Below are 21,394 nucleotides of genomic sequence, written 5' to 3'. Positions count from 1 at the left end.
TGACCAGTGTCTCGCATTCCCAGGCGGATCAGTACCAGGCGGCCGAACTCCGGGAGCGGCGTGCCGCGCTGGGCGTGGATCGCATGGGAACCACTGCTCAGCGGCTGGGAACGTTCCGGTGCAGGACGATCGGGCCGCAGTCGGGGGACCGCAGGTAGACGTCGACCAGATCGGTCCGGCCGGGCACCGGGTAGACCAGGACGTCGACCGGGGCGCCGTCGTAACTGCCCCGGTCGGTGGCCAGCGGGGTGCCGGCGGCCGGGGCCGGGCAGGACGGCGCGGGGGTCGGGGAGGCGGCGGGGGAGGAGGGCTCCGGCCGGGCGCCCTGGGCGGGCAGGATGCTGTCGGGCTTGGCCAGTCCGGTCGGGCGCGACCCCGTGGGGGTCTCCGCGCGGGCCAGCAGCTGCTGGACCTGGGCGGCGAGTTGGTCGGCACGGTAGACGGTGCCGGCGCCCGCCGGCTGCGGGCTGCGGGCGTTCTGGCCCACGGCGGCGGTGCTGTCCGCCGGGGCGCCCGCGGTGACGGCGGGGCCGCCGGCCCGGTCGCCGGGGTGCAGCAGCAGTGCCCCGCCGAGTCCGAGGGCGGCCAGCGCGGCCGCGGTGCCCAGCAGCAGGGCGAACCGCCGCCGGGGGCGGGAGCGGCCCGGGCCGGTGGCGGCGGAGGGCCGGGAGGGCGGCGCGGAGGGCCCTGCGACCGCGCGCGCGGGCGGGGCCGGGGTGCCGGGCCGACGGGTGGCCGCGGCGCCCGCGGAGGAGGCTCCGGAGGAGTCCGCGGGTGAGTTCTCGGGTGAGCTCTCGGGGGCGGCCGCGGAGTCGGCCTCGGCCGCGGCCCGGGCCAACGCGGCGTCCAGCCGGTCGGCGACGTCGGCGGGCATCGGCGGGGTGTCGACGTCGCCGAGCAGCGCCTGGACCTCGGCGAGGGCGTCGACGGTCTCCCGGCACTCGGCGCAGCCGTCCAGGTGCCGGCGCAGCGCCGTGACGGCCGCGGGGGACTCGACCAGTCCCTCGGCGAGGTCGGCGAGGGCGTCGACCGAGGGGTGGTCCCCGGCGGGATCGGGGGAGGGGAGGGGGGCGGTCATCGTGTGCTCGCGTCTCCTTCCAGAACCGTCCGACCGGTGTTCGGGCTCGTCCCTGTGACGGCGCGGGGAGCCGTCGGGTTCCCCGGGGCTCCCCGCCGTGGTGGGGTCGCGCCCGGTGCGCCCGGTGTTTCACGTGAAACATCCGGCCCGGCGTCGTTCTCGCGCAGGTGCCGCACCAGCGGGAGCAGCCGGGCCCGGCCGCGCGCGCAGCGGCTCTTCACCGTGCCCACCGGGACGCCCAGCAGCTCGGCGGCCTCGGCGACCGGGTAGCCCTGCATGTCGACCAGGACCAGCGCGGCCCGCTGCTCGGCGGGCAGCTCGTCGAGCGCCGCGGTCACCTCGCGGTGCAGCTCGGCGCGGACCACCGGGGAATCGGCCGGCTCGGCGGCGCCGACCAGGGTGTCGAGCCGCTGCGGGTCCTCGTCGAGCGGGGTGGTGCGGCGGGTGGCGCTGCGCCGGGCGCGGTCCAGGCAGGCGTTGACCACGATCCGGTGCAGCCAGGTGGTGACGGCCGAGCGGCCCTGGAAGCCGGCGGCGGCGCGGAAGGCGGAGACCAGGGCGTCCTGGAGCGCGTCGGCGGCCTCCTCGCGGTCGCCGAGGGTGCGCAGGGCGACCGCCCAGAGCCGGTCGCGGTGGCGGTTCACCAGCAGGCCGAAGGCCTCCCGGTCGCCCGCCACGTGCCGGGCGAGCAGCGCCGCGTCGTCGTCCGTCCGGTCCACGCTGTCCGTCACCGCCACCTCTTCGTCCTCGCCGTGCGCGTGCGCCGCCCGGCCCGGCCCCCCGATGGCCGGCCCCGTCCGACGGTCCGTCCCGTCCGATGGCCGGGCCCCGGTGGTCGGGTCAGCCGGAGACCTTGACCTCGGCGACGTGGCCGCGGAACTTGCTGTCGGAATCCTTGGCCAGGCTGGTCAGCCAGATCAAGAGGTAGCGGGTGGTGATCGGGTTGTCGAGGGTGTACTCGACGTTGGTCCCGCTCTTCTTGCCGACGACGGTGAAACCGTCCGGCCTGGCCTGCATCGGGTTGGCGGCGGCGGCCGGGGTGGGCAGGCGGAGCTCCGCGGTCTGCTCACCGCCGCTGAACTGGACGTTCACCGTGGAGACCGACTGCGGCGAGCCGAGGTCGATCAGCAGGCCGGTGCCCGACTTGAGGGCGGGCGCCTTGGGACCGAACTGGTCGAAGTACCAGCCGGTGGTCCAGGAGGTGTTCGGGTCGCCGTCGATGGACTTCCCGATGGTCTCGGTGCCCTCGGGGCCGTCGCCCAGCGGGTTGTACGACTGCGCCTCCTTGATGGCGATCGGCACCGGCGTGTGCGTCGTCGGGTGCGCGGTCGTGGGCGCGGCGCTGGTGGCCGAGGGCAGCGGGGAGGCGACGGCGCCGTTGTTGTGGCGCAGGTTGTCGACGAACTGCCAGGAGGCGACGCCGATCGCGCCCAGGGCGACCGTCCAGGCGGTGGCCTTGGCCACCCGGCGCAGCCGGCGCCGGGTGCGGTGGGTCGAGGCCGGGCGGGAGGAGACGGGCAGTGGCACGACCGCCGGGTCCGCGACCCGGGTCGGGTTGGGCGCGGTGGGCAGGGCGTGGGTGTTGTGCCGGGGCGGTGCCGGGTAGGCGGGCAGCTCCGGCTCGGGCTGGCGGATCCGGGGCAGCTGCGCGATCGCCCGGACCAGCTCCTCCGGGGTGGTGATCGGCTCGGCGTGGTGCGGCGGGTGGTCGAACAGGGCGCGGGCGGCGAGCTCGGACAGGCCCTTGTGGACCCCGGCGCGGACCTGGTCCGGCGCGACGTTCTGGAGGCCCTTCGGGAGGCCCCGGAGGTCGTAGCGGTCCTCGGGGTACGGCCAGCGGTGGGTGAGCGCGGCGAACAGCAGGGCGCCGATCGCGCGGGTGTCGGAGCGCTGGGCGTCCTCGGCGGTGCCCTCGACGGGCAGCCCGCGCAGGGCGGCGTCCACCGCGATGCCGTTGATCCGGTACTGGCCGCTGTCGGTGCGCAGCACGCAGCGCGGGGTGAGCCGCAGGTGGGCCTGGCCGCGCCGGTGGGCGGCCGCGACCGCGTCGGCGACCTGGCGGACCATCTGGTACGCCTCGTGCGGCTCCAGCGGGCCGTTCGCCAGCAGCTTGGCCAGGTCGGAGGAGTGCGGCAGCCACTCCCGCACGACGTAGACCAGCTCGCCCTCCTGGACGGCGTCCAGGACCTGGACGAAGCGCGGGTCGCCGAGCAGGGCGGCGGACTTGGCGGCGGCCAGCACCTTGCGGGCCCGCTGGTGGCCGGAGGCCATCAGGTGGACGCCGACGGCCCGGCGCAGCTTCTCGTCGACGGCGCGCCAGCTGCTGAAGGTGTCGGTCTCGGAGATGCACTCCTCCAGCCGGTACCGGTGGCCGATCATGTCGCCGCTGCGGCGCTGCGGCGCGGGGAGGGTGCGCGGGAGGGTCGCGGTGTCGCGCGGGTCGACCGTGGGCTGCGGATCGGTGGGACGGCGCTTGGCGGTGGCCTGCCCGGGGGCGGTGGCCGGCTTCTTCCGGGCGGAGCCGGCGGCCAGTTCGGCGGCGATCTCCTGGACCGAGAGCGGGGCGGTGATCTCCGAGGTCTCCTCGCTGACCGAGGTCGCCGGGTCGGCGTCCTCGGCGGCGTCTCCGTCGGAGCCGTCGCCGGCGTCGTCGGTGCTCCCGGAGGCCGCGCCGGAGCCGCCGGACCTTCCGGAGGCCGCGCCGGAGCCGGCACGGGTGCCGGTGCTCCCGGCGCCGTCCCCGGCGCTCTTCCCGGGAACGGCGGCAGCGGTGGAGGCGTCCTTGCCGCCGTCGGCACCGGCGCGCCCGTCGGCGTCCTCCGCGACGGCGAGCCCGTCGATCGCCGCGGCCAGCGCGGCTTCGTCCGCCGCCGTGTCAGCTGCCGACGTGTCGACGACCGCCTTGGTGCCATCAGCCACCGTGGTCCTGCCTCCCCTTGTGTCGCCCCGGCCGAGAGAGTCGCTGGAGCCCGTGGGTCGGTGGCCCCGTGCTCCAGGACAATTGTGCCCACTCTTCTCCCCCGGGTACGACCTCTGAGGGGCCTGCTCGGTTGCCCAGGGGTGGAGAGATGTGGTGCAGATAGGACACCGGGTCGCCATCTCACTGCCGGGAGGGCCCGGCGCGGCTGGCGGCCCAGCAGTCGGCCGGACGAGCGGCGGAGCTGTTCGCTCCGGTTGACGCCCGGTCAGGGCGCCCGCTCGTCCGGCCGTCGAAAGGACGGTCAGCGGCCCAGTCGGCCGCGGACCATGCCCAGCATGGCGTTCAGTTCCTCGATCCGCAGGCGCTTCGCGACGAGCACGAAGACCGCCAGCTGCAGGCCGCCGGCCACGACCAGGCCGGCCAGGCTCCCGGCCCAGCCGCCGAGCACCCGCTGGACCGCCAGACTGGCGCCGAGGCCCACCAGCGCGGCCGGGACGCAGGCGGCGGCCAGCCGGCTGTACGTCTTTCCGATCCGCTTGGTGTCCAGCCCGCCGATCTTCTTCTTCAGCTTCGGCACGGCCACCATCACCCCGATGGCGTAGGCGAATCCGTACCCGAAGGCCATGCCGATCACCGTCCACTGCGCGGGCAGCAGCAGCCAGCACAGCAGCGAGAAGACGGCCTGGCAGGCCGCCACCCAGACGGTGTTGGAGAACGGCGTCCGGGTGTCCTCGTAGGCGTAGAAGCCGCGCAGCATCACGTACTGGGCCGAGTAGGGGATCAGGCCCAGGGCGAACGCGGAGAGCATCAGGCCGATGTTGGTGGCGTCGCTCAGGACGGACTCGTTGCCGCCGACCGCGTAGATCGAACGGCCGATCACCGGACCGAGCGACAGGAACAGGAACGCGGCCGGGACGACCGCCACCGCGGTGGTGCGCAGACCGTAGGAGATGTCGTCCCGGACGGCTCCGGCGTCCTCGTCGGCGGCCGCCCGGGACAGCCGGGGGAGCACCGCGCTCATGATCGAGACGGTGATCACGGCCTGCGGCAGCTGCCAGATCAGCAGGGCGTTGGAGAACGCGGACAGGCCGACGCCGCTGTGGCCGGCCGCTGCGGCGGCGTCACCGGCCTTGGTGGACAGCTGGGTGATCACCAGGTAGCCGGCCTGGTTGGCGAGCACGAAGAAGAACGTCCACTTGGCCAGCCGGGCGGCCTTGCCCAGGCCGTGGCCGCGCCAGTCGAAGCGGGGCCGGAAGCGGAACTCGGCCGCCCGCAGGTACGGGATCATCGCCAGCGACTGGACGACCAGGCCGATCAGGGTGCCGAGGCCGAGCAGCCGGACGCCCTCGGGCGAGATGTCCTCCGGCTTGACGTGGGTGGTGCCGAACCCGCCGTAGACCCAGAAGTAGGCGGCGAAGGTGAAGATCACCACGATGTTGTTCAGGACCGGGGTCCACATCATCGCGCCGAACCGGCCGCGGGCGTTGAGGATCTGGCCCATCACCACGTGGATGCCCATGAAGAAGATGGTGGGCAGGCAGTAGCGGGCCAGCGCCACCGTGGTGTCGGCCCGCTCCGGGTTCACCATCATCGGGTGGGCGATCAGCTGGACCAGCACCGGTGCCCCGAGCACCGCCAGGAACACCACGCCGCCGAGCCCGACCATCACCAGGGTGAGCAGCCGGTTGGCGTACGCGGTGCCGCCGTCCTCGTCGTTCTTCATGCTGCGCACCAGCTGCGGCACGAAGACCGCGTTCAGCGCGCCACCGCCGATCAGGATGTACAGCAGGGTCGGCAGGGTGTTCGCCGCGTTGTACGAGTCACCCATCACGCCGACGCCGATGGCCAGGGTGATCACCATGGTCCGGACGAAGCCGGTGCCGCGGGAGACCAGGGTGCCGGCCGCCATGATCGCGCTGGAGTTCAGCAGGCTCGCGACCTTGCCGCCCCCGCCGCCACCGGCCGCCGGGGCGGCCGCGGGCTGCGGCTGCGCGGCGTGCTCCTCGGCGGCGAGGTCCGCCAGCGGTTCGACCGCCGGGGGCACCGCGACGGCGGCCACCTGCATGGTGGCCTCCTCCTCGGAGAGCGGCGGGTCGAACTCGATCGGCGGCACGAAGGGGCGCTGCCCGGTCGGACCGCCGTGCGTCGGCTGCCCCGGGCGGCCGACCACCGGCGGGTACGGCCCGGGGCCGCCCTGCGCGCCGGGCGGCACGGCTCCGGGGGAGCTCGGCTGCGCGGTCTGCGGGGCCGGGGCGGGCTGCGGGACCGGCGGCGGTGCCGCGGCCTGCGCCTGCCGGCCGCCGAACAGCGCGTCCACCCCGACGTACTCGGTGGTCTCGGTGTCCCAGGCGGAGTGCGCCGGGCCGGGCTCCCACTGCTGCTGCGGCTGCTGCGGCTGTTCGGCACCGCCCCACCGGCCGCCGGCCGGGGCCGGGGCCGGGGCCGGGGTCTGCTCCGGCTGCCAGGCGGCCTGCGGCGGGGTGTCCCAGCCGGGCTGCGTCGGCGGCACCGGGGGCGAGAACTGCTCCGCCGCCGGGTACGGGGTCGGCGGCACCGGCGTCGGGTAGCCGCCGCCCTGTGGTGGCAGCTGCGGCGGCACGTCGTACGCGGCGGCCTGCTGCTCGGGCTCGGCCGGCCGGCCGGCCCGCAGGCCGTACGGGTCCCGGCCGTCCTGCGGGGTCCCGTACGCGTCGGCCGCGTACGGGTCCTGGGCGTAGGTGTCGGCCACGTACCAGTCGCCGGACGGCGACTCGGCACCCGGCCGGCTCTCACCGCGGCCCGGGGGCCGCTCCTCGCTGCGCCCGGTCATGTCACCTCTTCGCTGTCGTGGGGGGAGACCGACCCGGCATCGCGGGGGGTCGGCGGTATCAAGGACCAACCTTCTCATCACTGGCGGCCCGATCCCGGCCATCCGGGCTGCTGCCGCGCGGTGTCCGCGCGGGACCGTCACCAGCGGCATCGTCCGTCGGCCCGTCCCCGTCGGAACCGTCGGACTCGCTGGACCCGCTGGACCCGCCCGCTCGGTCGGCCCGGTCCGGCGCCGGCTCCGCGGCGGCGGCCCCGCCGCCCGCCGCCGGGGCGTCCCCGACCGGCTGGTCGCCGTCCTCGTGCGGCCGGCCGTCCCGCCGCTTGCGCTGGCGCATGAAGCGCAGCGCGGCCAGCAGGAGCAGGACGCCGGCGCCCGCGAAGACGTACAGCACCCCGTTGGTCACCGAGGTGACCTCGACGGTGAAGGTCTGGGCCTCGCCGTACGCCCGCGGGTTCGGGCCGGTGGTCCACAGCTGGGCGGTCATGGTGACCGGCCCGTTGTTGTGCGCCTCGGCCTGGAAGCGGAGGGTGGCGCTCTGCGAGGCCGGGAGGACCAGCTCCTCCTCCTTGCCCACCCGCAGCCTGTTCGGCTGGGTCGAGGTGAGCACCAGCTTCAGGTTGGTGACCGTCTGGGTCAGGTCGTTGCGGACGCTGACCTGGAGCTGCCCGGTGTCGCCGGCCAGGGTGACCACCCGCTTCGGCGGCACCTGGACGGCCTTGGTCAGCTCCTGCAGGTACATCTTGACGCCCTGCCGGTAGGCGCTGCCGGCCGGGGCCTGACTGCGCCACTCGGTGGACAGCGAGCGGACCATCGCGGCGTTGAAGGGGCCGCGCACCCGCTGCGGCAGGGTGAGCACCCGCATCAGGGTGTCCAGGTCGTACTGGATGCGGTCGGTGCCGCTGAGGTCGGCGGCCGACAGCTCCGAGGCGCGCGCCTGGGTCGGGTAGTCGGCGGCCGCCGGGACGCCGGTGCCGGCCTTCGGGTCGGGCGAGGACTGGGCCACCGCGTCCAGCCTGGCCGGGGCGATCCACTTGCCGGCCGCCGTCTGCAGGGCGTTCGCCAGCACCTTGGCGGTGGCGACGCTCAGCTCGCGCGGCGGCATGACCAGCAGCCCGCGCGGGTTCTGCGGCTGCTCGTGGGTGATCGCGAAGGTCTCGGCGAGGAAGCGCTGGGTCGCCTCGGTCTGGTCCTTCGCGGAGCTCAGGTCCCGCTGGAACAGCCCGGAGACCGTCTCGTCGGCGACCACCGCGTTCTGCCCGTTGCCGATCGGGCGCACCGCGGTCGGGGTGTAGTTCAGTGAGTCCGGCTCCGGCATGCTCGCCCCGCTGGCCAGCACCAGCCCGCTGCCCGCCTGCTGGGCGAGACCGGTGATCTGCTGGTCGACGTAGCCCTGGTACGGCCAGGCGACGTCGGAGCGGGTGTCCACCGAGAGCCGGCCCTCGACGGTCAGCCGGCCGGCCGTCGCGGCCTTGTTCAGCGCGGTGGACATGCCGGGCAGGTCGGCCCCGTTGTGCGCGATCGAGGCGAGGTCGGGGTCGGCGTACGGCAGCGCGACCACCTGGTTCTCCGGCTTGGCGACGGCGGCCCGCAGCTTGTCCAGCCAGGCGGTGGCGGCGGCCGTGCCGGTGCCCGGGACGGTGTTGTCGTCCCTGGCCGGCTTGCCCGCGGACTCGGTGCCCGGGTTCTGCACCCGGTACGGCTTGGTCATCGCGAACGCGGCGTCGACCAGGTCCGGGTCGATCACCCAGGTCAGGCCGGGCAGTTTGGAACCGGTGTCGACCAGCTCGTACAGCCGGCCGCCGGGGGCGAACTCGGCGGCCAGGCTGTCGTCGCGCAGCACCGAGGTGGACTGCTCGCTGCTGTCGGCGACGGTCTGCGCGGCCAGCACCGGCGCGTGCACCAGCGGCCAGAGCGTGGTGACCTTCGTCGGCTGCGCCTCGGCGCCGCCCGGGTTGTACGGCAGGAAGCTCCGGGCGATGCCCAGGGCCCGGTCGTGCGAGTTGTCGGCGGTCGAGCCCCAGGCGTCCACCGCGAGCTCGTACACGCCGCTGGAGGACAGCCCGAGGTCGTTCACCGCGACGCTCAGCGTGTACGGCAGGGTCTGGCCCGGGTTCAGCTCCGGCAGGGCGTACTGCGGGCTGTCCAGTTCCACGCCGTCGGAGCCGATCGGCGAGGTGCGGCCGGCCACGTTGGCCAGGTCGCTGCGCCGGTCCAGCGGCTTGCCGGAGTACGGCTTGCGGACCGCCGCGTGGGCGCCCTTGAGCGCCGACTTGCCGGCGTTGGTGACGTGCCCCGTGATCGTCACGGCGCCGTTGGGGACGGCCACCTGCGGGGCCAGCGACTCGATGCTCAGGACCACCGGGTACTCGGCCGAGGCGGTGGAGTCCGCGGCCAGCCGGGGGTTGCCGCCGGACGGCAGCGCACCGGCCGGGGCGGCCGTGAAGAGGGTCAGGGCGGCCGCGCAGGCGGCGGCGAGGCGCAGGCCCGCCCGGCGCACCGGATGACGTCCCCCGGCGGGGCGTTCGGCCCGTCCAGGCTGTCGGTGCGCCCCCAGGCCCGAGTGCCGTGCCGGCTCACTCACTCGCTTCGCCCTCGCCGTTCTCGATCGTTTGCTGCTGATGCTGTTCGTCCCGTCCGGCGCGGTCCGCCCGACGTTCTTCGCTTGGAGCTCTTGACATTCTTGAAACGTTTGGACCCGTTCGCCCGACGCCGTCGCCGCACCGCTGCCGCGGGAACGCCGCGGGCCGTGGCGGCACGCGACACCGCATCCCCTGTCCGGTGCCCGAGACTCGTCCACCGGCATGGTAACGATGCGGCCTGCGGTGCAGTGTTGCGGGCTGTGGGGTGAGACGCCCAAAACGCGCGGGCGGTTGACCTGTCGGGGCACGTACCCTTGTGAGCCGTGTCCACTGCCAATGAGCCCACCACGCGCACCGACCGTCCCAGCACCGCCGCCCGGGCCGTACCAGGCCTGAGCGAGGCCCAGACCCTGGGCCTGCAAGAGCTGCTGCGGGTGTCGCCGGTCGCCGACGAGATCGCCCGCCGCTTCCAGGCGGCCGGTCACCGGCTGGCGCTGGTCGGCGGCTCGGTCCGGGACGCGCTGCTCGGCCGGCTCGGCAACGACCTGGACTTCACCACCGACGCCCGCCCGCAGCAGGTGCTCAAGCTGGTCAAGGGCTGGGCGGACGCGGTCTGGGACGTCGGCATCGCCTTCGGCACGGTCGGCGCCCGCAAGGACACCCCCGAGGGCTCCTTCCTGATCGAGATCACCACCTACCGCTCCGAGGCCTACGACCGCACCTCCCGCAAGCCCGAGGTGAGCTACGGCGAGACCATCGAGCAGGACCTGGTCCGCCGGGACTTCACGGTCAACGCGATGGCCGTCGACCTGCCCGGCCGCGGCTTCGTCGACCCGCACCGCGGCCTGGCGGACCTGGAGGCCCGGGTGCTGCGCACCCCCGCCACCCCGGAGGAGTCCTTCTCCGACGACCCGCTGCGGATGATGCGGGCCGCCCGCTTCGCCGCCCAGCTCGACTTCGAACCGGCGCCCGAGGTGGTCGCCGCGATGACCGCGATGGCCGAGCGGATCACCATCGTCTCGGCCGAGCGGGTGCAGGCCGAGCTCAACAAGCTGCTGCTGGCCCAGCACCCGGTGAAGGGCCTGCGGCTGCTGGTCGACACCGGCCTGGCCGGGTTCGTGCTGCCCGAACTGCCCGCGCTGCGGCTGGAGCGCGACGAGCACCACCGGCACAAGGACGTCTACGAGCACTCGCTGACCGTCCTGGAGCAGGCCATCGCCCTGGAGCAGGACGGCCCGGACCTCACCCTGCGGCTGGCCGCGCTGCTGCACGACATCGGGAAGCCGCGCACCCGCCGCTTCGAGTCGGACGGCCGGGTCTCCTTCCACCACCACGAGGTGGTCGGCGCCAAGATGACCCGCAAGCGGATGCGCGAGCTCAAGTACTCCAAGGAGCTCACCGAGGAGGTCTCGCGCCTGGTCGAGCTGCACCTGCGCTTCCACGGCTACGGCGGCGGCGAGTGGACCGACTCGGCGGTGCGCCGCTACGTCACCGACGCCGGGCCGCTGCTGGAGCGCCTGCACAAGCTGACCCGCTCCGACTGCACCACCCGCAACAAGAAGAAGGCGGCCACGCTCTCGCGCACCTACGACGGTCTGGAGACGCGGATCGCCGAGCTGAAGGAGCAGGAGGAGCTGGACGCCGTCCGCCCGGCGCTGGACGGCAACCAGATCATGGAACTGCTCGGCCTCAAGCCCGGTCCGCAGGTCGGCAAGGCGTACAAGCACCTGCTCGAACTCCGGCTGGAGCACGGCCCGATGGAGCACGACGAGGCGGTCGCGGCGCTGCGCGCCTGGTGGGCCGGGCAGCAGGGCTGACGCCCGGTCCGGTGCCGGAACCGGCTTCGGTTCCCGGTCCCGGTCCCGGTCCCGTTCCGGTTCCGGACGCGACGCGAGGGGTGGTCCCGGCACTCGGCCGGGGCCACCCCTCGCGCGTGCGGCGGGCTACTTGAGCTTCTTCAGACAGAGCACGTAGTTCAGCGACGGGAAGTTGGTGTAGGTGCGGGTGTACCAGGTGTCCGCCTTCGACTGCTTCTCGCAGACCTTCTCGTCGGACGTGGCGAGGTACTTGTAGATCACCTTGTACTGCGCCGTGGTGTCGGTGCAGGGCAGCACCGAGACCTTCGGGTGGGTGTCGGCGGTCGCACCGACCAGGCCGTTCTCGTTGCGCAGGCAGTCGCCCGCCTTGGCCGTGTCCACGCTGTCCGTGTCGTCGGTCGGGGTGGTGACCGGCGGCAGGGTGATGCTCGGCACCACCGGCATCGTGAAGGTCGGCGACGGGAAGACCGGCGAGGGGAAGGCCGGCGTCGGCGAGGGCGTGACGGTGGAGACGGACGGCGACGGCGCCGCGGTGATCGGGTCGGTCGGGTCGTTCGTCGACGGGCCGAGCACCCCGGTGGCGGCCAGGGCGACGGCGACCGCCAGCGAGACCGGCACCAGCAGCATCGCCAGGTGCGGGCGGCGGGTCAGCGGGGCGCCCGGGTCGAGCTGCGGTCCGTGGCTGCCCGGGACGGGCGGGTGCAGCCGGCCGAAGCGGCCGTGCGGGCCGAGGTTCATCAGCAGCGTGATCGGGGTGAGCAGCCACGACACCGGGCTCCACCAGCCCTGGACCAGCGTCCGGGCGGACATGTCGCGCACGGCGGCCGTGCCGCAGGTGCGGCAGAACGGGCCGGACATCCGCAGCATCCGGTAGGCCAGGATCAGGCCCTGGTGGCCGCGGACGGTGGCGTTCACCGCCGGGTAGCCGCCGCAGAACCGGCAGGTCAGGCCCTCCGCCGGGCCCTGCGGCGGGTACCCGTAGCCGGGTGCGGGCTGCGGGTGCGGGTAGCCGTACGGCTGCTCGGGCGGCGGGGCGCTCGGGTAGCCGTAGCCCTGGCCGTAGCCCTGGCCGTAGCCGTATCCGGGGGGGCCGGGTGGACCGGGCGGGGGCGGAGCGCCGTAGGCACCGCCGGAGGAGTACGGGTTGCCCTCGCCCGGCGGCGGACCGTACGGCGGCTGGGGCGGAGGCGGAGGCGGAGGCGGAACGGACAAGTGGTCCCCCGTGGACTGGGTGGCGGAAGGTTCAGGACTTCTTCACCGGCGGGACACCGGTGGTGGCGGGTGCCAGCGGACCGAGGCAGAGCACGTACCGCTTGGTGTTCCAGCGGCGGCCGCTCTTGCCCGCGACGGTGCTCGTGGTCTGCGGCGTCTGTCGGCAGCGGGTCACGTCACCGGTGCCTTCGAACTTCGACAGTACGCGGTAATTCGCTTTGGCATCACTGCACTTGAGGATTTCGACGTTGCGGGTGCCGCTCACCCGGACACAGTCGCCGGGCTTGGCGCTGCTGGCGCTCGGTCCGGCGACGAAGTACCCGACCGCCAGGGCCAGTCCACCGCCGACCAGGCCGACCGTCCTCAGCCTGGAGAGGCCGCTGCGCTTGGCGGGCGGTGCCGTCGGCGCCTGCCCGTACGACGGCGGCGGTCCGAAACCGGCCGGGGCGGGCTGCGGCGGCGCCCCGTAGCCGGGCGGCGGTCCGTACGGGACGGACGGCGGGGGAACGGGCGCACCGTACGGGGAGCCGGCGGACGGCCCGGCCGGAGCGGGCTGCGGCGGCCCGTACGGATTGGGCGGTGTGCTCATCAGTTCGTCCCCCGAGACAGAGTGCTGTCGCTCCGACAGGTCTGACACCTTAGCGACCCGGTCGGACGCCGTCGGGCCCGAGTCCGGGAGATCCGTGAGGCCGGGTCAGGCGAGCGAGCCGCGCCGCGCGGCGCGCAGGTAGAGGACCGCGGTGAGGGCGTACACCGCGGCGACGCCGACGACCACCGCGCCGGAACGGCCGGACAGCGGCAGCACCAGCGCGGTGACCAGGGCGGCGGCCACGAAGGCGACGTTGAACAGCACGTCGTAGATGGCGAAGACCCGGCCGCGGTACTCGTCCTCGACCGACTCCTGGACCACGGTGTCGGCGCAGATCTTGGTGCCCTGGGTGACGACTCCGAGCAGCAGGGCGGCGATCAGGCAGGGCACCAGCGTGAAGCTCAGGCCGAGGGCCGGGACGAAGACCACCGGGGCGACCAGGCAGGCCGTCATCCAGCCGGTCAGGCCCAACCTCCGGGTGCCCCAGGGGCTGACCACCGCGGCGACGAAGAAGCCGGCGGCGGAGAGGCCGACGGCCTGGCCGAGGGTGACCAGTCCGGCCGCGGGGTCGGCCGGGTCGTTGAAGGTGTACCGGGCGAGCATCACCACGACCACGATCAGCACGCCGTAGCAGAACCGGGCCGCGGTGACGGCGGCCAGCGCGTGCACGGCGGGCCGGCAGTCCCGCACCAGGTGGCGCACCGCGGCGCCGAGCTCGACGGCGGCCCGGACCAGCGCCTGGCCGAGCGCCGGGCGGTCGCCGTGCTGTTCCGGCCCGAGCAGGTCGCGGTCCATCCGGCGGGCGGCCAGCGCGGCCGACAGGTAGAGCAGCGAGGCGACCGTGACCAGCGCGGCGTCCGCCTTCGGCCCGGGGGTCGTCACCTGGTGCAGCAGGAAGCCGATGAATCCGCCCGAGGCGGCGGCGACCGTTCCGAGGGTGGGGGAGAGCGCGTTGGCGGTGACCAGCTGGTCCTGCTCCACCACCCGGGGCAGGGCGGCGGACAGGCCGGCCAGGATGAACCGGTTGAGCGCGGTGACCAACAGGGCCGAGGCGAAGAACAGCTCGGTCGGCGCCTCGGCCAGCAGCAGCGCGCCGGTGACCAGGCCCAGCCCGAAGCGGGCCAGGTTGCCGAAGTACAGCACCTGGCGGCGGCGCCAGCGGTCCAGCAGTACCCCGGCGAACGGGCCGATCACCGAGAACGGCAGCAGCATCACGGCCAGCACCGAGGCGATGTCGGCGGGGGAGGACTGCTTCTCGGGGGAGAAGACCACGTAGGCGGCGAGCGAGACCTGGAAGACCCCGTCCGAGAGCTGGGAGAGCACCCGGGCGGTCAGCAGCCGCCGGAAGTCGCGGCCCCGGAGCAGGTCGAGGAGCGTGGCGCGGTGCGCGGACTGGTGGGTGCTGCCGTTCTCGGTGATCGCCACCCGCCCAGAGTGCCATGGAACCGGCAGCTGTTTCACGTGAAACATTGGCCGGGAAAAGGCGAATGGCCCACGATCCGGTGATCGTGGGCCATTCCGCGGAGTCATCGGGCGATCAGTCGCTCAACGCTCGGCGTCCGACGCTCGGTGCTCAGCGGTCGGTGCTCAGCGCTCGACCTCGCCGCGGATGAACTTCTCGACGTTCTCCTTGGCCTCGTCGTCGAAGTACTGGACCGGCGGGGACTTCATGAAGTACGAGGAGGCCGACAGGATCGGGCCACCGATGCCGCGGTCCTTGGCGATCTTCGCGGCGCGGACGGCGTCGATGATGACACCGGCGGAGTTCGGGGAGTCCCAGACCTCCAGCTTGTACTCCAGGTTCAGCGGGACGTCACCGAACGCGCGACCCTCCAGGCGGACGTAGGCCCACTTGCGGTCGTCCAGCCAGGCCACGTAGTCCGAGGGACCGATGTGGACGTTCTTGGCGCCCAGCTCGCGGTCGCGGATCTGCGAGGTGACGGCCTGGGTCTTGGAGATCTTCTTGGACTCCAGGCGCTCGCGCTCGAGCATGTTCTTGAAGTCCATGTTGCCGCCGACGTTCAGCTGCATGGTGCGCTCGAGGATGACACCGCGGTCTTCGAAGAGCTTGGCCATCACGCGGTGCGTGATGGTCGCGCCGACCTGCGACTTGATGTCGTCACCGACGATCGGCACGCCGGCCTCGGTGAACTTGTCCGCCCACTCCTTGGTGCCCGCGATGAACACCGGCAGGGCGTTCACGAAGGCGACCTTGGCGTCGATGGCGCACTGGGCGTAGAACTTGGCCGCGCTCTCGGAGCCGACGGGCAGGTAGCAGACCAGGACGTCGACCTGCTGGTCCTTGAGGACCTGGACGACGTCGACCGGGGCCTCGTCCGACTCCTCGATGGTCTCCCGGTAGTACTTGCCCAGGCCGTCGAGGGTGTGGCCGCGCTGGACGGTCACGCCGGTCGGCGGGACGTCGCAGATCTTGATGGTGTTGTTCTCGCTGTTGCCGATGGCGTCGGCCAGGTCGAAGCCGACCTTCTTGGCGTCGACGTCGAAGGCGGCGACGAACTCCACGTCACGGACGTGGTAGTCACCGAACTGGACGTGCATCAGCCCGGGGACCTTGCCGGCCGGGTCGGCGTCCTTGTAGTACTCGACACCCTGCACCAGCGACGCGGCGCAGTTGCCGACGCCCACGATGGCTACGCGAACCGAACCCATTCCGGTTGCTCCCTGTGATCTCATGAGGGCCGCCGTGACCGGCGGCACTCGTCCTGCATCTTCGATGACTGCTTGTGTAAGGGCGCGAGGCGCCCACTCCTGCCGCGCGGCACAGGGCTGGCGCGGTGTCAGCGCTCCTGGGCGGAGCGCCCCGGGCGGTCGTACGGTGGCCCGGACGGGTCCGGGGACCCGGTCTCCTGGCCACGGCCGTCCGAAGTGTGGGGGGGTCCGGCGGCTGGGTTGCCGCCGGTGGCGGGACCGGGCCGGCCGGTGCGGTTGGACCGCTCGGTCTCGATCAGCTCGTTGAGCCAGCGGACCTCGCGCTCCACCGACTCCAGTCCGTGCCGCTGGAGCTCGACGGTGTAGTCGTCGAACCGCTCGCGGGCGCGGGCCAGTGAGTTGCGCATCCGCTCCAGACGTTCCTCCAGCCGGCTGCGGCGCCCCTCCAGGACGCGCATCCGGACGGCCCGGTCGGTCTGGCCGAAGAACGCGAAGTGGACGCCGAAGTGCTCGTCCTCCCAGGCGTCCGGGCCGGAGTCGGCGAGCAGCTCCTCGAAGCGCTGCTTCCCCTCGGCGGAGAGCCGGTAGACGATCTTGGACCGTTTGCCGTTGAGCGCGGTGGCCGGGACGTACTCGACGTCCGGGTTGTCCTCGACCAGGAAACCCTGGGCGACCAGGCTCTTCAGACAGGGGTAGAGCGTTCCGTAGGAGAGCGCCCGGAACGTGCCGAGCAGGATGTTGAGCCGTTTGCGCAGCTCGTAGCCGTGCATCGGAGCGTCATGGAGCAGGCCGAGAACGGCGAACTCCAGCACTCCTGAGCGCCTGCCCACTGCCGCGGTCCTCCTCCCTCTCGGCCTTCGTCCGGCCGGTGCATCCGGCGGTATTCCGCTTCGATGTATCGGCTCGATATATCGAGAACAGTAAACCCGGCCTTCGGAACGAGCAAGGGGGGCGCGCGTGAATGTGATCACAAGCCGACGCGCGGGTGAGCTTGGCAACGGCCGTGTAATGATCTGTCGCCGTTTTGTGGTTATTGGCGACTGATGCCCGATTAGTTGTATTTCCGTGCTGCGTACGCTGTCGCGTGTGCACGAGGACCACCTCCGGGAGTCAGGGCGGTTTGCGGGCATCCGACGTGAACCCTGCCTTCAGGCTGGAGACGCCTGGCGAGGAGTGGCTGGAAGATGAGCGATCGACGGCGAAGGACGCCCGACCCGGGCGGTGACGGGCAGCAGCCCCCGGGAGGCGGTGACCGTCGGGGAGGGCCGGATCCGGACGAGCTGAGCTCGTCCGGAATCGGTCGTCGGCGCCCGCCGGGCGTTCGGGAGACGGCTCAGCAGCCCCGGATGACCCGGGCGGAGATGCGCAAGGCCGCGCAGAAGAAGGGCAAGGGGGGCGGCCGGAGCGGTGCCGCCGCGACTGCGACCGCGGCCGCCGGGCCCGGCAAGAAGCGCTTCATCGACTACCCGAGGTTCGGCAAGACCGGGTTCCGGCGCTGGCTGCCGTCCTGGAAGCAGTGGCTGAGCGGCTTCCTGCTGGTCTTCGCCTGCTTCGTCGGCCTGGTGTTCTACCTGTACCAGGTCACCCAGATCCCCGAGCTGAACAAGCTGGTGCAGGGTCAGAACACGATCTACTACTGGGCCGACGGCTCCGAGATGACCCGCAAGGGCCAGACGAACCGTCAGATCGTCGAGCTCCCGGACATCAGCCCCAACCTGCAGAACGCCGTGATCGCGGCGGAGAACCAGGACTTCCGCACCGACCACGGCATCGACCCCAAGGGCATGCTCCGCGCCGTCTACAACATGGCGAAGGGAGGGGAGACCCAGGGCGCCTCGACCATCACCCAGCAGTACGTGAAGAACGCCTACCTGAGCCAGGAGCAGACCCTCAGCCGCAAGGTGAAGGAGTTCTTCATCACGCTGAAGATCGACCAGAAGCAGGGGAAGGACGAGATCCTCAAGGGCTACCTGAACACCAGCTGGTTCGGTCGCGGCGCGAACGGGGCCCAGGCCGCCGCCCAGGCGTACTACGGGGTGGACGCCAAGGACCTCAACCTCTGCCAGAGCGCCATGCTGGCGGGCCTGCTCAAGGGCGCGGCCTACTACGACCCCACCAACCCGGCCAACAAGGAGCGGGCCGAGGGGCGGTGGTCGTGGATCCTCGACAACATGGTGAAGATCAAGGCCGTCACCCCGGAGGAGCGGGCCAAGTGCAGCGCCTTCCCGGGCCCGATCCCGCTGAAGCCCAGCTCCAACATGAACGGTGAGATCAGCTACCTGGTCGACACCGCCAACAAGTACGTGATGAACAGCGACAAGACGATCACCCAGCAGGTGATCGACAAGGGCGGCCTGAAGATCTACACGACCTTCGAGAAGGACAAGGTCGACGCCCTGAAGAAGGCCGTCGACGACGTCAAGGCCGAGAACCTCGACCCGCAGAAGCGCCCGGACAACGACACCAACATCCAGTTCGGCTCCGCCAGCATCCGCCCCGGCGACGGTGCGATCGTCGCCCTCTACGGCGGCGACGGCGTGGAGAACGGCCACTTCGACAACAACGCCGACGCCTCCGGCGTCCAGGTCGGCTCGACCTTCAAGCCGTTCGTGCTGGCCACCGCCATGCAGGTCGGCGTGCAGACCGCGAAGGGCGACGACGGCAAGCCGAAGCGGATAAACGCCGACAGCCGCTACCTGGCCGACGACATGTCCGAGATCCGCAAGCCGGACGGCTCGCTGGTGATCGGCGACGACGGCAAGCCGTACCACCAGAAGAACGAGGACGCCAGCAAGCACGGCTACGTCTCGCTGCGGCAGGCCATGCAGTACTCGTACAACGTCCCGTTCGTCCAGCTCAACCAGGACGTCGGCGGCCAGAACGTGGCCGACATCGCGGTGCAGATGGGTGTCCGGAAGGAGAGCCTCGCGGACCCGAAGACCGCGACCTTCCCGCTCGGCACCTCCACCATCAGCCCGATCCGGATGGCCACCGCCTACGGCACCCTGGCGGCCAGCGGCAAGGAGTCCGAGCCGTACTCGGTCACCAAGGTCGAGTTGAACGGCGTCGAGCGCCCGGGCTTCGGCAAGAAGGACCCCAAGGTCGCGCTGGAGCCGGCGGTCGCCGACAACGTCACCGACGTCCTGGTGAACGTGGCGGCGAAGGGCACCGGTACCAAGACCCTCGCACTGGGCCGCCCGGTGGCGGGCAAGACCGGTACCACCGACCAGAACAAGTCGGCCTGGTGGGTCGGCTACACCCCGCAGCTGGTCACCAGCGTCGCGATGTGGCGCGAGGACCCGTCCAAGCACGAGCGGCAGTCGCTCAACGGCACCGGCGGCAAGGCGTCCATCCACGGTGGTGACATTCCGACCGACGTGTTCACCCGGTACATGAAGGCCGCGCTGGCCAACGAGAAGAAGCTGGACTTCCCGACCCCGCAGCCGGTCGGCAGCGAGGTCGACTCCTCCGGTGCGCCGTCCACGGTCACGGCCGTTCCGACGCCGACCACGACCGACGCCCCGTCGGCCCCGGCGCAGACCCAGCAGCCGACGCAGCCGGCCCAGCCGCAGCCGACCCAGACCCCGGCCTGCGTGCCGGGAGTGGACTGCCCGGGCGACCCGCAGCCGACCCCGACGAGGACCAGCAGGCCCCCGCACCCGACCAACAGCTGTCTGCTGGTGCCCGGGCTGCCCGGCTGCCCGTCGCCGCAGCCGACCACGACGGGCCCCACGACACCGGGCGGCGGCCCGAGCGGCAAGCCGACGCAGAGCTCCACCCCCGGCCCACCGGGATTCGCGGGTTAGCGACCCCGGCGGTGCAGCGGCAACAGTGCTGAAGCGACAACGGCGGTGGCGGTCCTCCTCGGAGGGCCGCCACCGCCGTTTTCGTCACGGTTCGCGGACCCGCCCGGACCGAGTCGCCCCCGGAACCTCCGCAGACCGTTGCGGGGTCCTCCTCGTCCCGGCGGGAATGGTGCGGCAGGATGTCCGGCATGACGTCGAGCGATCGTGACGAAACCGCCGGCCCGGCAGGGCCCGGCGCCGCCGCAGGGCCCACCCCGGCAGCCGTCGCCACGGCCGCCCCGCCGGCCGACACCGTGGTCGTCCCGGCCGACGAGGACCCGGTGGCGGCGGCCGGCAGCGAGGTGATCGGCGGGCCGCCCGGGCGCCGGGCGCTGCTCGGCGTCTCCTGGTGGATCCCGGCGCGCTTCCTGGCGCTCGCGGTGATCGTGGTCTCGGTGCTCGGCATGGCGCAGAAGCTGCCCTGCTACCAGCAGGCCTGGTTCCAGCCGGGCTCGCCGCAGTACATCCACGCCTGCTACAGCGACATCCCGCACCTGTTCTCCGGACGCGGCTTCGCGGCCGGGCTGCACCCGTACGTGGACCGCGTCCCGGGCTCCTCGGGGGATCTGCAGTACCTCGAATACCCGGTGCTGACCGGCCTGTTCATGCAGGTCGCGGCCTGGCTGACGCCCGGCGGGGGCGACCAGCGGAGCCAGGAGCAGTGGTTCTGGGCGGTCAACGCGGGGCTGCTCATGGCCTGTGCGGTGATCGCGGTCGTGGCGCTCACCCGCACCCACCGCCGCCGCCCCTGGGACGCGCTGATGTTCGCGCTGGCGCCCGTCCTGCTGCTCAACGGCACGGTCAACTGGGACCTGCTCGCGGTCGCGCTGGCCGCCGTGGCGATGGCCTGGTGGGCCGGCTCCCGGCCGGGCTGGGCCGGCGTCTTCATCGGCCTGGCCACCGCCGCCAAGCTCTACCCCCTGCTGCTGATCGGCCCGCTGCTGGTGCTCTGCTGGCGGGCCGGCAAGTGGCGCGAGTTCCGGGTGGCGCTGGGCGGCGCGCTGGGCGCCTGGCTGGTGGTCAACCTGCCGATCATGCTCGCCAACTGGCAGGGCTGGTCGACCTTCTACGTGTTCAGCAAGCACCGCGGCGAGGACTACGGCTCGTTCTGGCTGATCCTGATGCAGATCCGCGGCGTCGCGCTGGCCGACCTCGACCTCTACGTCGGCGTGCTGATGGTGCTGGGCTGCCTGGCCATAGCGTGGCTCGGCCTCTCCGCGCCGCGCCGCCCGCGCCTCGCGCAGCTGGCCTTCCTGGTGGTCGCGCTGTTCGTGCTGGTCAACAAGGTGTACTCGCCGCAGTACGCGCTCTGGCTGCTGCCGCTCGCGGTGCTGGCCCGGCCGCGCTGGCGGGACTTCCTGATCTGGCAGGCCTGCGAGGTGCTCTACACCCTCGGCATCTGGTCCCACCTGGGCTTCGTCACCGGGCCCAAGCAGCACGGGATCGGCCAGGCCTGGTACCACTTCGCGATCGGACTGCACCTGATCGGCACGCTCTACCTGGTCGCCCTGGTCGTCCGCGACGCGCTCTACCCGGACCGCGACCCGGTCCGCTGGGACGGCAGCGACGACCCCTCCGGCGGGGTGCTCGACCACGCCCCGGACGTGTTCGTGCTGGGCACCGCCCGGCGGCTGCGCGAGGAGGAGAGCTACGCCGCGTACGCGCCGGCCGGCCCCGAGCAGTGGCTGGGTGAGCCCGAATTGCTGCCGGAGCCGGCCGAGGAGTCGTGAGTCGTCCGGCGGTCCTGCCGTCCGCCGTCCTGCCGTCGCCGTCCCGCGGGACGGCTCGCCGACCCGGATCACGCCGTCGCTGTCGTCGCCGGGGCGGTAGACGTCGATGTCCAGGGCCCGGATCTCCGTGCCGCTGATCGGCGCG

Annotated in this window: 13 protein-coding genes; 3 read left to right on the top strand and 10 right to left on the bottom strand. The window is 72.8% G+C overall.

Annotated features, from left to right (window positions below):
* Positions 1–97: 97 nt before the first annotated feature.
* The 5 genes from AB0Q99_RS24440 to AB0Q99_RS24420 all read right to left on the bottom strand — a co-directional run bounded on the left by AB0Q99_RS24440 (position 98) and on the right by AB0Q99_RS24420 (position 9,304).
* Complete coding sequence (locus tag AB0Q99_RS24440; RefSeq protein ID WP_363575161.1) at positions 98–1,078, bottom strand: hypothetical protein; 981 nt, start codon at positions 1,076–1,078, stop codon at positions 98–100.
* Positions 1,075–1,809, bottom strand: a complete 735-nt coding sequence (sigM, locus tag AB0Q99_RS24435) for an RNA polymerase sigma factor SigM (protein WP_363575159.1) — start codon at positions 1,807–1,809, stop codon at positions 1,075–1,077. The genes AB0Q99_RS24440 and sigM overlap by 4 nt, the downstream gene beginning before the upstream one ends.
* A gap of 109 nt (positions 1,810–1,918) precedes the next feature.
* Positions 1,919–3,997: a protein kinase family protein gene (locus tag AB0Q99_RS24430; RefSeq protein WP_363575158.1), complete on the bottom strand. Its 2,079-nt coding sequence runs from the start codon at positions 3,995–3,997 to the stop codon at positions 1,919–1,921.
* 302 nt (positions 3,998–4,299) lie between these two features.
* Complete coding sequence (gene murJ / locus AB0Q99_RS24425) at positions 4,300–6,807, bottom strand: murein biosynthesis integral membrane protein MurJ (RefSeq protein WP_363575156.1); 2,508 nt, start codon at positions 6,805–6,807, stop codon at positions 4,300–4,302.
* Between the two features lie 58 nt (positions 6,808–6,865).
* Positions 6,866–9,304, bottom strand: coding sequence for a DUF6049 family protein (locus AB0Q99_RS24420; protein ID WP_363575154.1), 2,439 nt, complete (start codon positions 9,302–9,304; stop codon positions 6,866–6,868).
* 474 nt (positions 9,305–9,778) lie between these two features.
* Here AB0Q99_RS24420 and AB0Q99_RS24415 point away from each other — a divergent pair, with 474 nt between their 5' ends.
* Positions 9,779–11,203, top strand: a complete 1,425-nt coding sequence (locus tag AB0Q99_RS24415; protein WP_363575276.1) for a CCA tRNA nucleotidyltransferase — start codon at positions 9,779–9,781, stop codon at positions 11,201–11,203.
* A gap of 126 nt (positions 11,204–11,329) precedes the next feature.
* On the opposite strand, the gene AB0Q99_RS24410 is transcribed toward AB0Q99_RS24415, so the two are convergent.
* The 5 genes from AB0Q99_RS24410 to AB0Q99_RS24390 all read right to left on the bottom strand — a co-directional run bounded on the left by AB0Q99_RS24410 (position 11,330) and on the right by AB0Q99_RS24390 (position 16,504).
* A complete protein-coding gene (locus AB0Q99_RS24410) occupies positions 11,330–12,415 on the bottom strand; it encodes a hypothetical protein (RefSeq protein WP_363575152.1) in 1,086 nt (361 codons plus the stop codon).
* Positions 12,416–12,446: 31 nt separating this feature from the next.
* On the bottom strand, positions 12,447–13,004 hold the full coding sequence (locus tag AB0Q99_RS24405) for a hypothetical protein (RefSeq protein WP_363575150.1): 558 nt from the start codon (positions 13,002–13,004) through the stop codon (positions 12,447–12,449).
* A gap of 105 nt (positions 13,005–13,109) precedes the next feature.
* Positions 13,110–14,429, bottom strand: a complete 1,320-nt coding sequence (locus AB0Q99_RS24400; protein WP_363575148.1) for an MFS transporter — start codon at positions 14,427–14,429, stop codon at positions 13,110–13,112.
* A gap of 162 nt (positions 14,430–14,591) precedes the next feature.
* Entirely contained in the window at positions 14,592–15,674 is a 1,083-nt protein-coding gene (locus AB0Q99_RS24395; RefSeq protein WP_363575146.1) for an inositol-3-phosphate synthase, read from the bottom strand.
* Positions 15,675–15,802: 128 nt separating this feature from the next.
* Positions 15,803–16,504: a PadR family transcriptional regulator gene (locus AB0Q99_RS24390; protein ID WP_363575144.1), complete on the bottom strand. Its 702-nt coding sequence runs from the start codon at positions 16,502–16,504 to the stop codon at positions 15,803–15,805.
* 516 nt (positions 16,505–17,020) lie between these two features.
* Between AB0Q99_RS24390 and AB0Q99_RS24385 the strand changes: the two genes are divergently transcribed.
* On the top strand, positions 17,021–19,480 hold the full coding sequence (locus AB0Q99_RS24385; protein ID WP_363575142.1) for a transglycosylase domain-containing protein: 2,460 nt from the start codon (positions 17,021–17,023) through the stop codon (positions 19,478–19,480).
* A gap of 188 nt (positions 19,481–19,668) precedes the next feature.
* Positions 19,669–21,249 (top strand): glycosyltransferase 87 family protein, encoded by a 1,581-nt coding sequence (locus tag AB0Q99_RS24380; RefSeq protein ID WP_363575140.1) that lies wholly within the window; start codon positions 19,669–19,671, stop codon positions 21,247–21,249.
* The last annotated feature ends 145 nt before the right edge of the window (positions 21,250–21,394 follow it).

This window comes from Kitasatospora sp. NPDC086791, from assembly GCF_040685975.1.
Lineage (GTDB): Bacteria > Actinomycetota > Actinomycetes > Streptomycetales > Streptomycetaceae > Kitasatospora.
Note: the sequence above shows the minus strand (reverse complement) of the source record. Positions and strands in the feature narration are given on the sequence as shown.

Bases quoted from the DNA above. Each gene is read 5' to 3' on its own strand.
- AB0Q99_RS24440 (WP_363575161.1), bottom strand. From the start codon at position 1,078: ATGACCGCCCCCCTCCCCTCCCCCGATCCCGCCGGGGACCACCCCTCG.
- murJ (WP_363575156.1), bottom strand. From the start codon at position 6,807: ATGACCGGGCGCAGCGAGGAGCGGCCCCCGGGCCGCGGTGAGAGCCGG.
- AB0Q99_RS24405 (WP_363575150.1), bottom strand. From the start codon at position 13,004: ATGAGCACACCGCCCAATCCGTACGGGCCGCCGCAGCCCGCTCCGGCC.
- AB0Q99_RS24395 (WP_363575146.1), bottom strand. From the start codon at position 15,674: ATGGGTTCGGTTCGCGTAGCCATCGTGGGCGTCGGCAACTGCGCCGCG.
- AB0Q99_RS24385 (WP_363575142.1), top strand. From the start codon at position 17,021: ATGACCCGGGCGGAGATGCGCAAGGCCGCGCAGAAGAAGGGCAAGGGG.
- AB0Q99_RS24380 (WP_363575140.1), top strand. From the start codon at position 19,669: ATGACGTCGAGCGATCGTGACGAAACCGCCGGCCCGGCAGGGCCCGGC.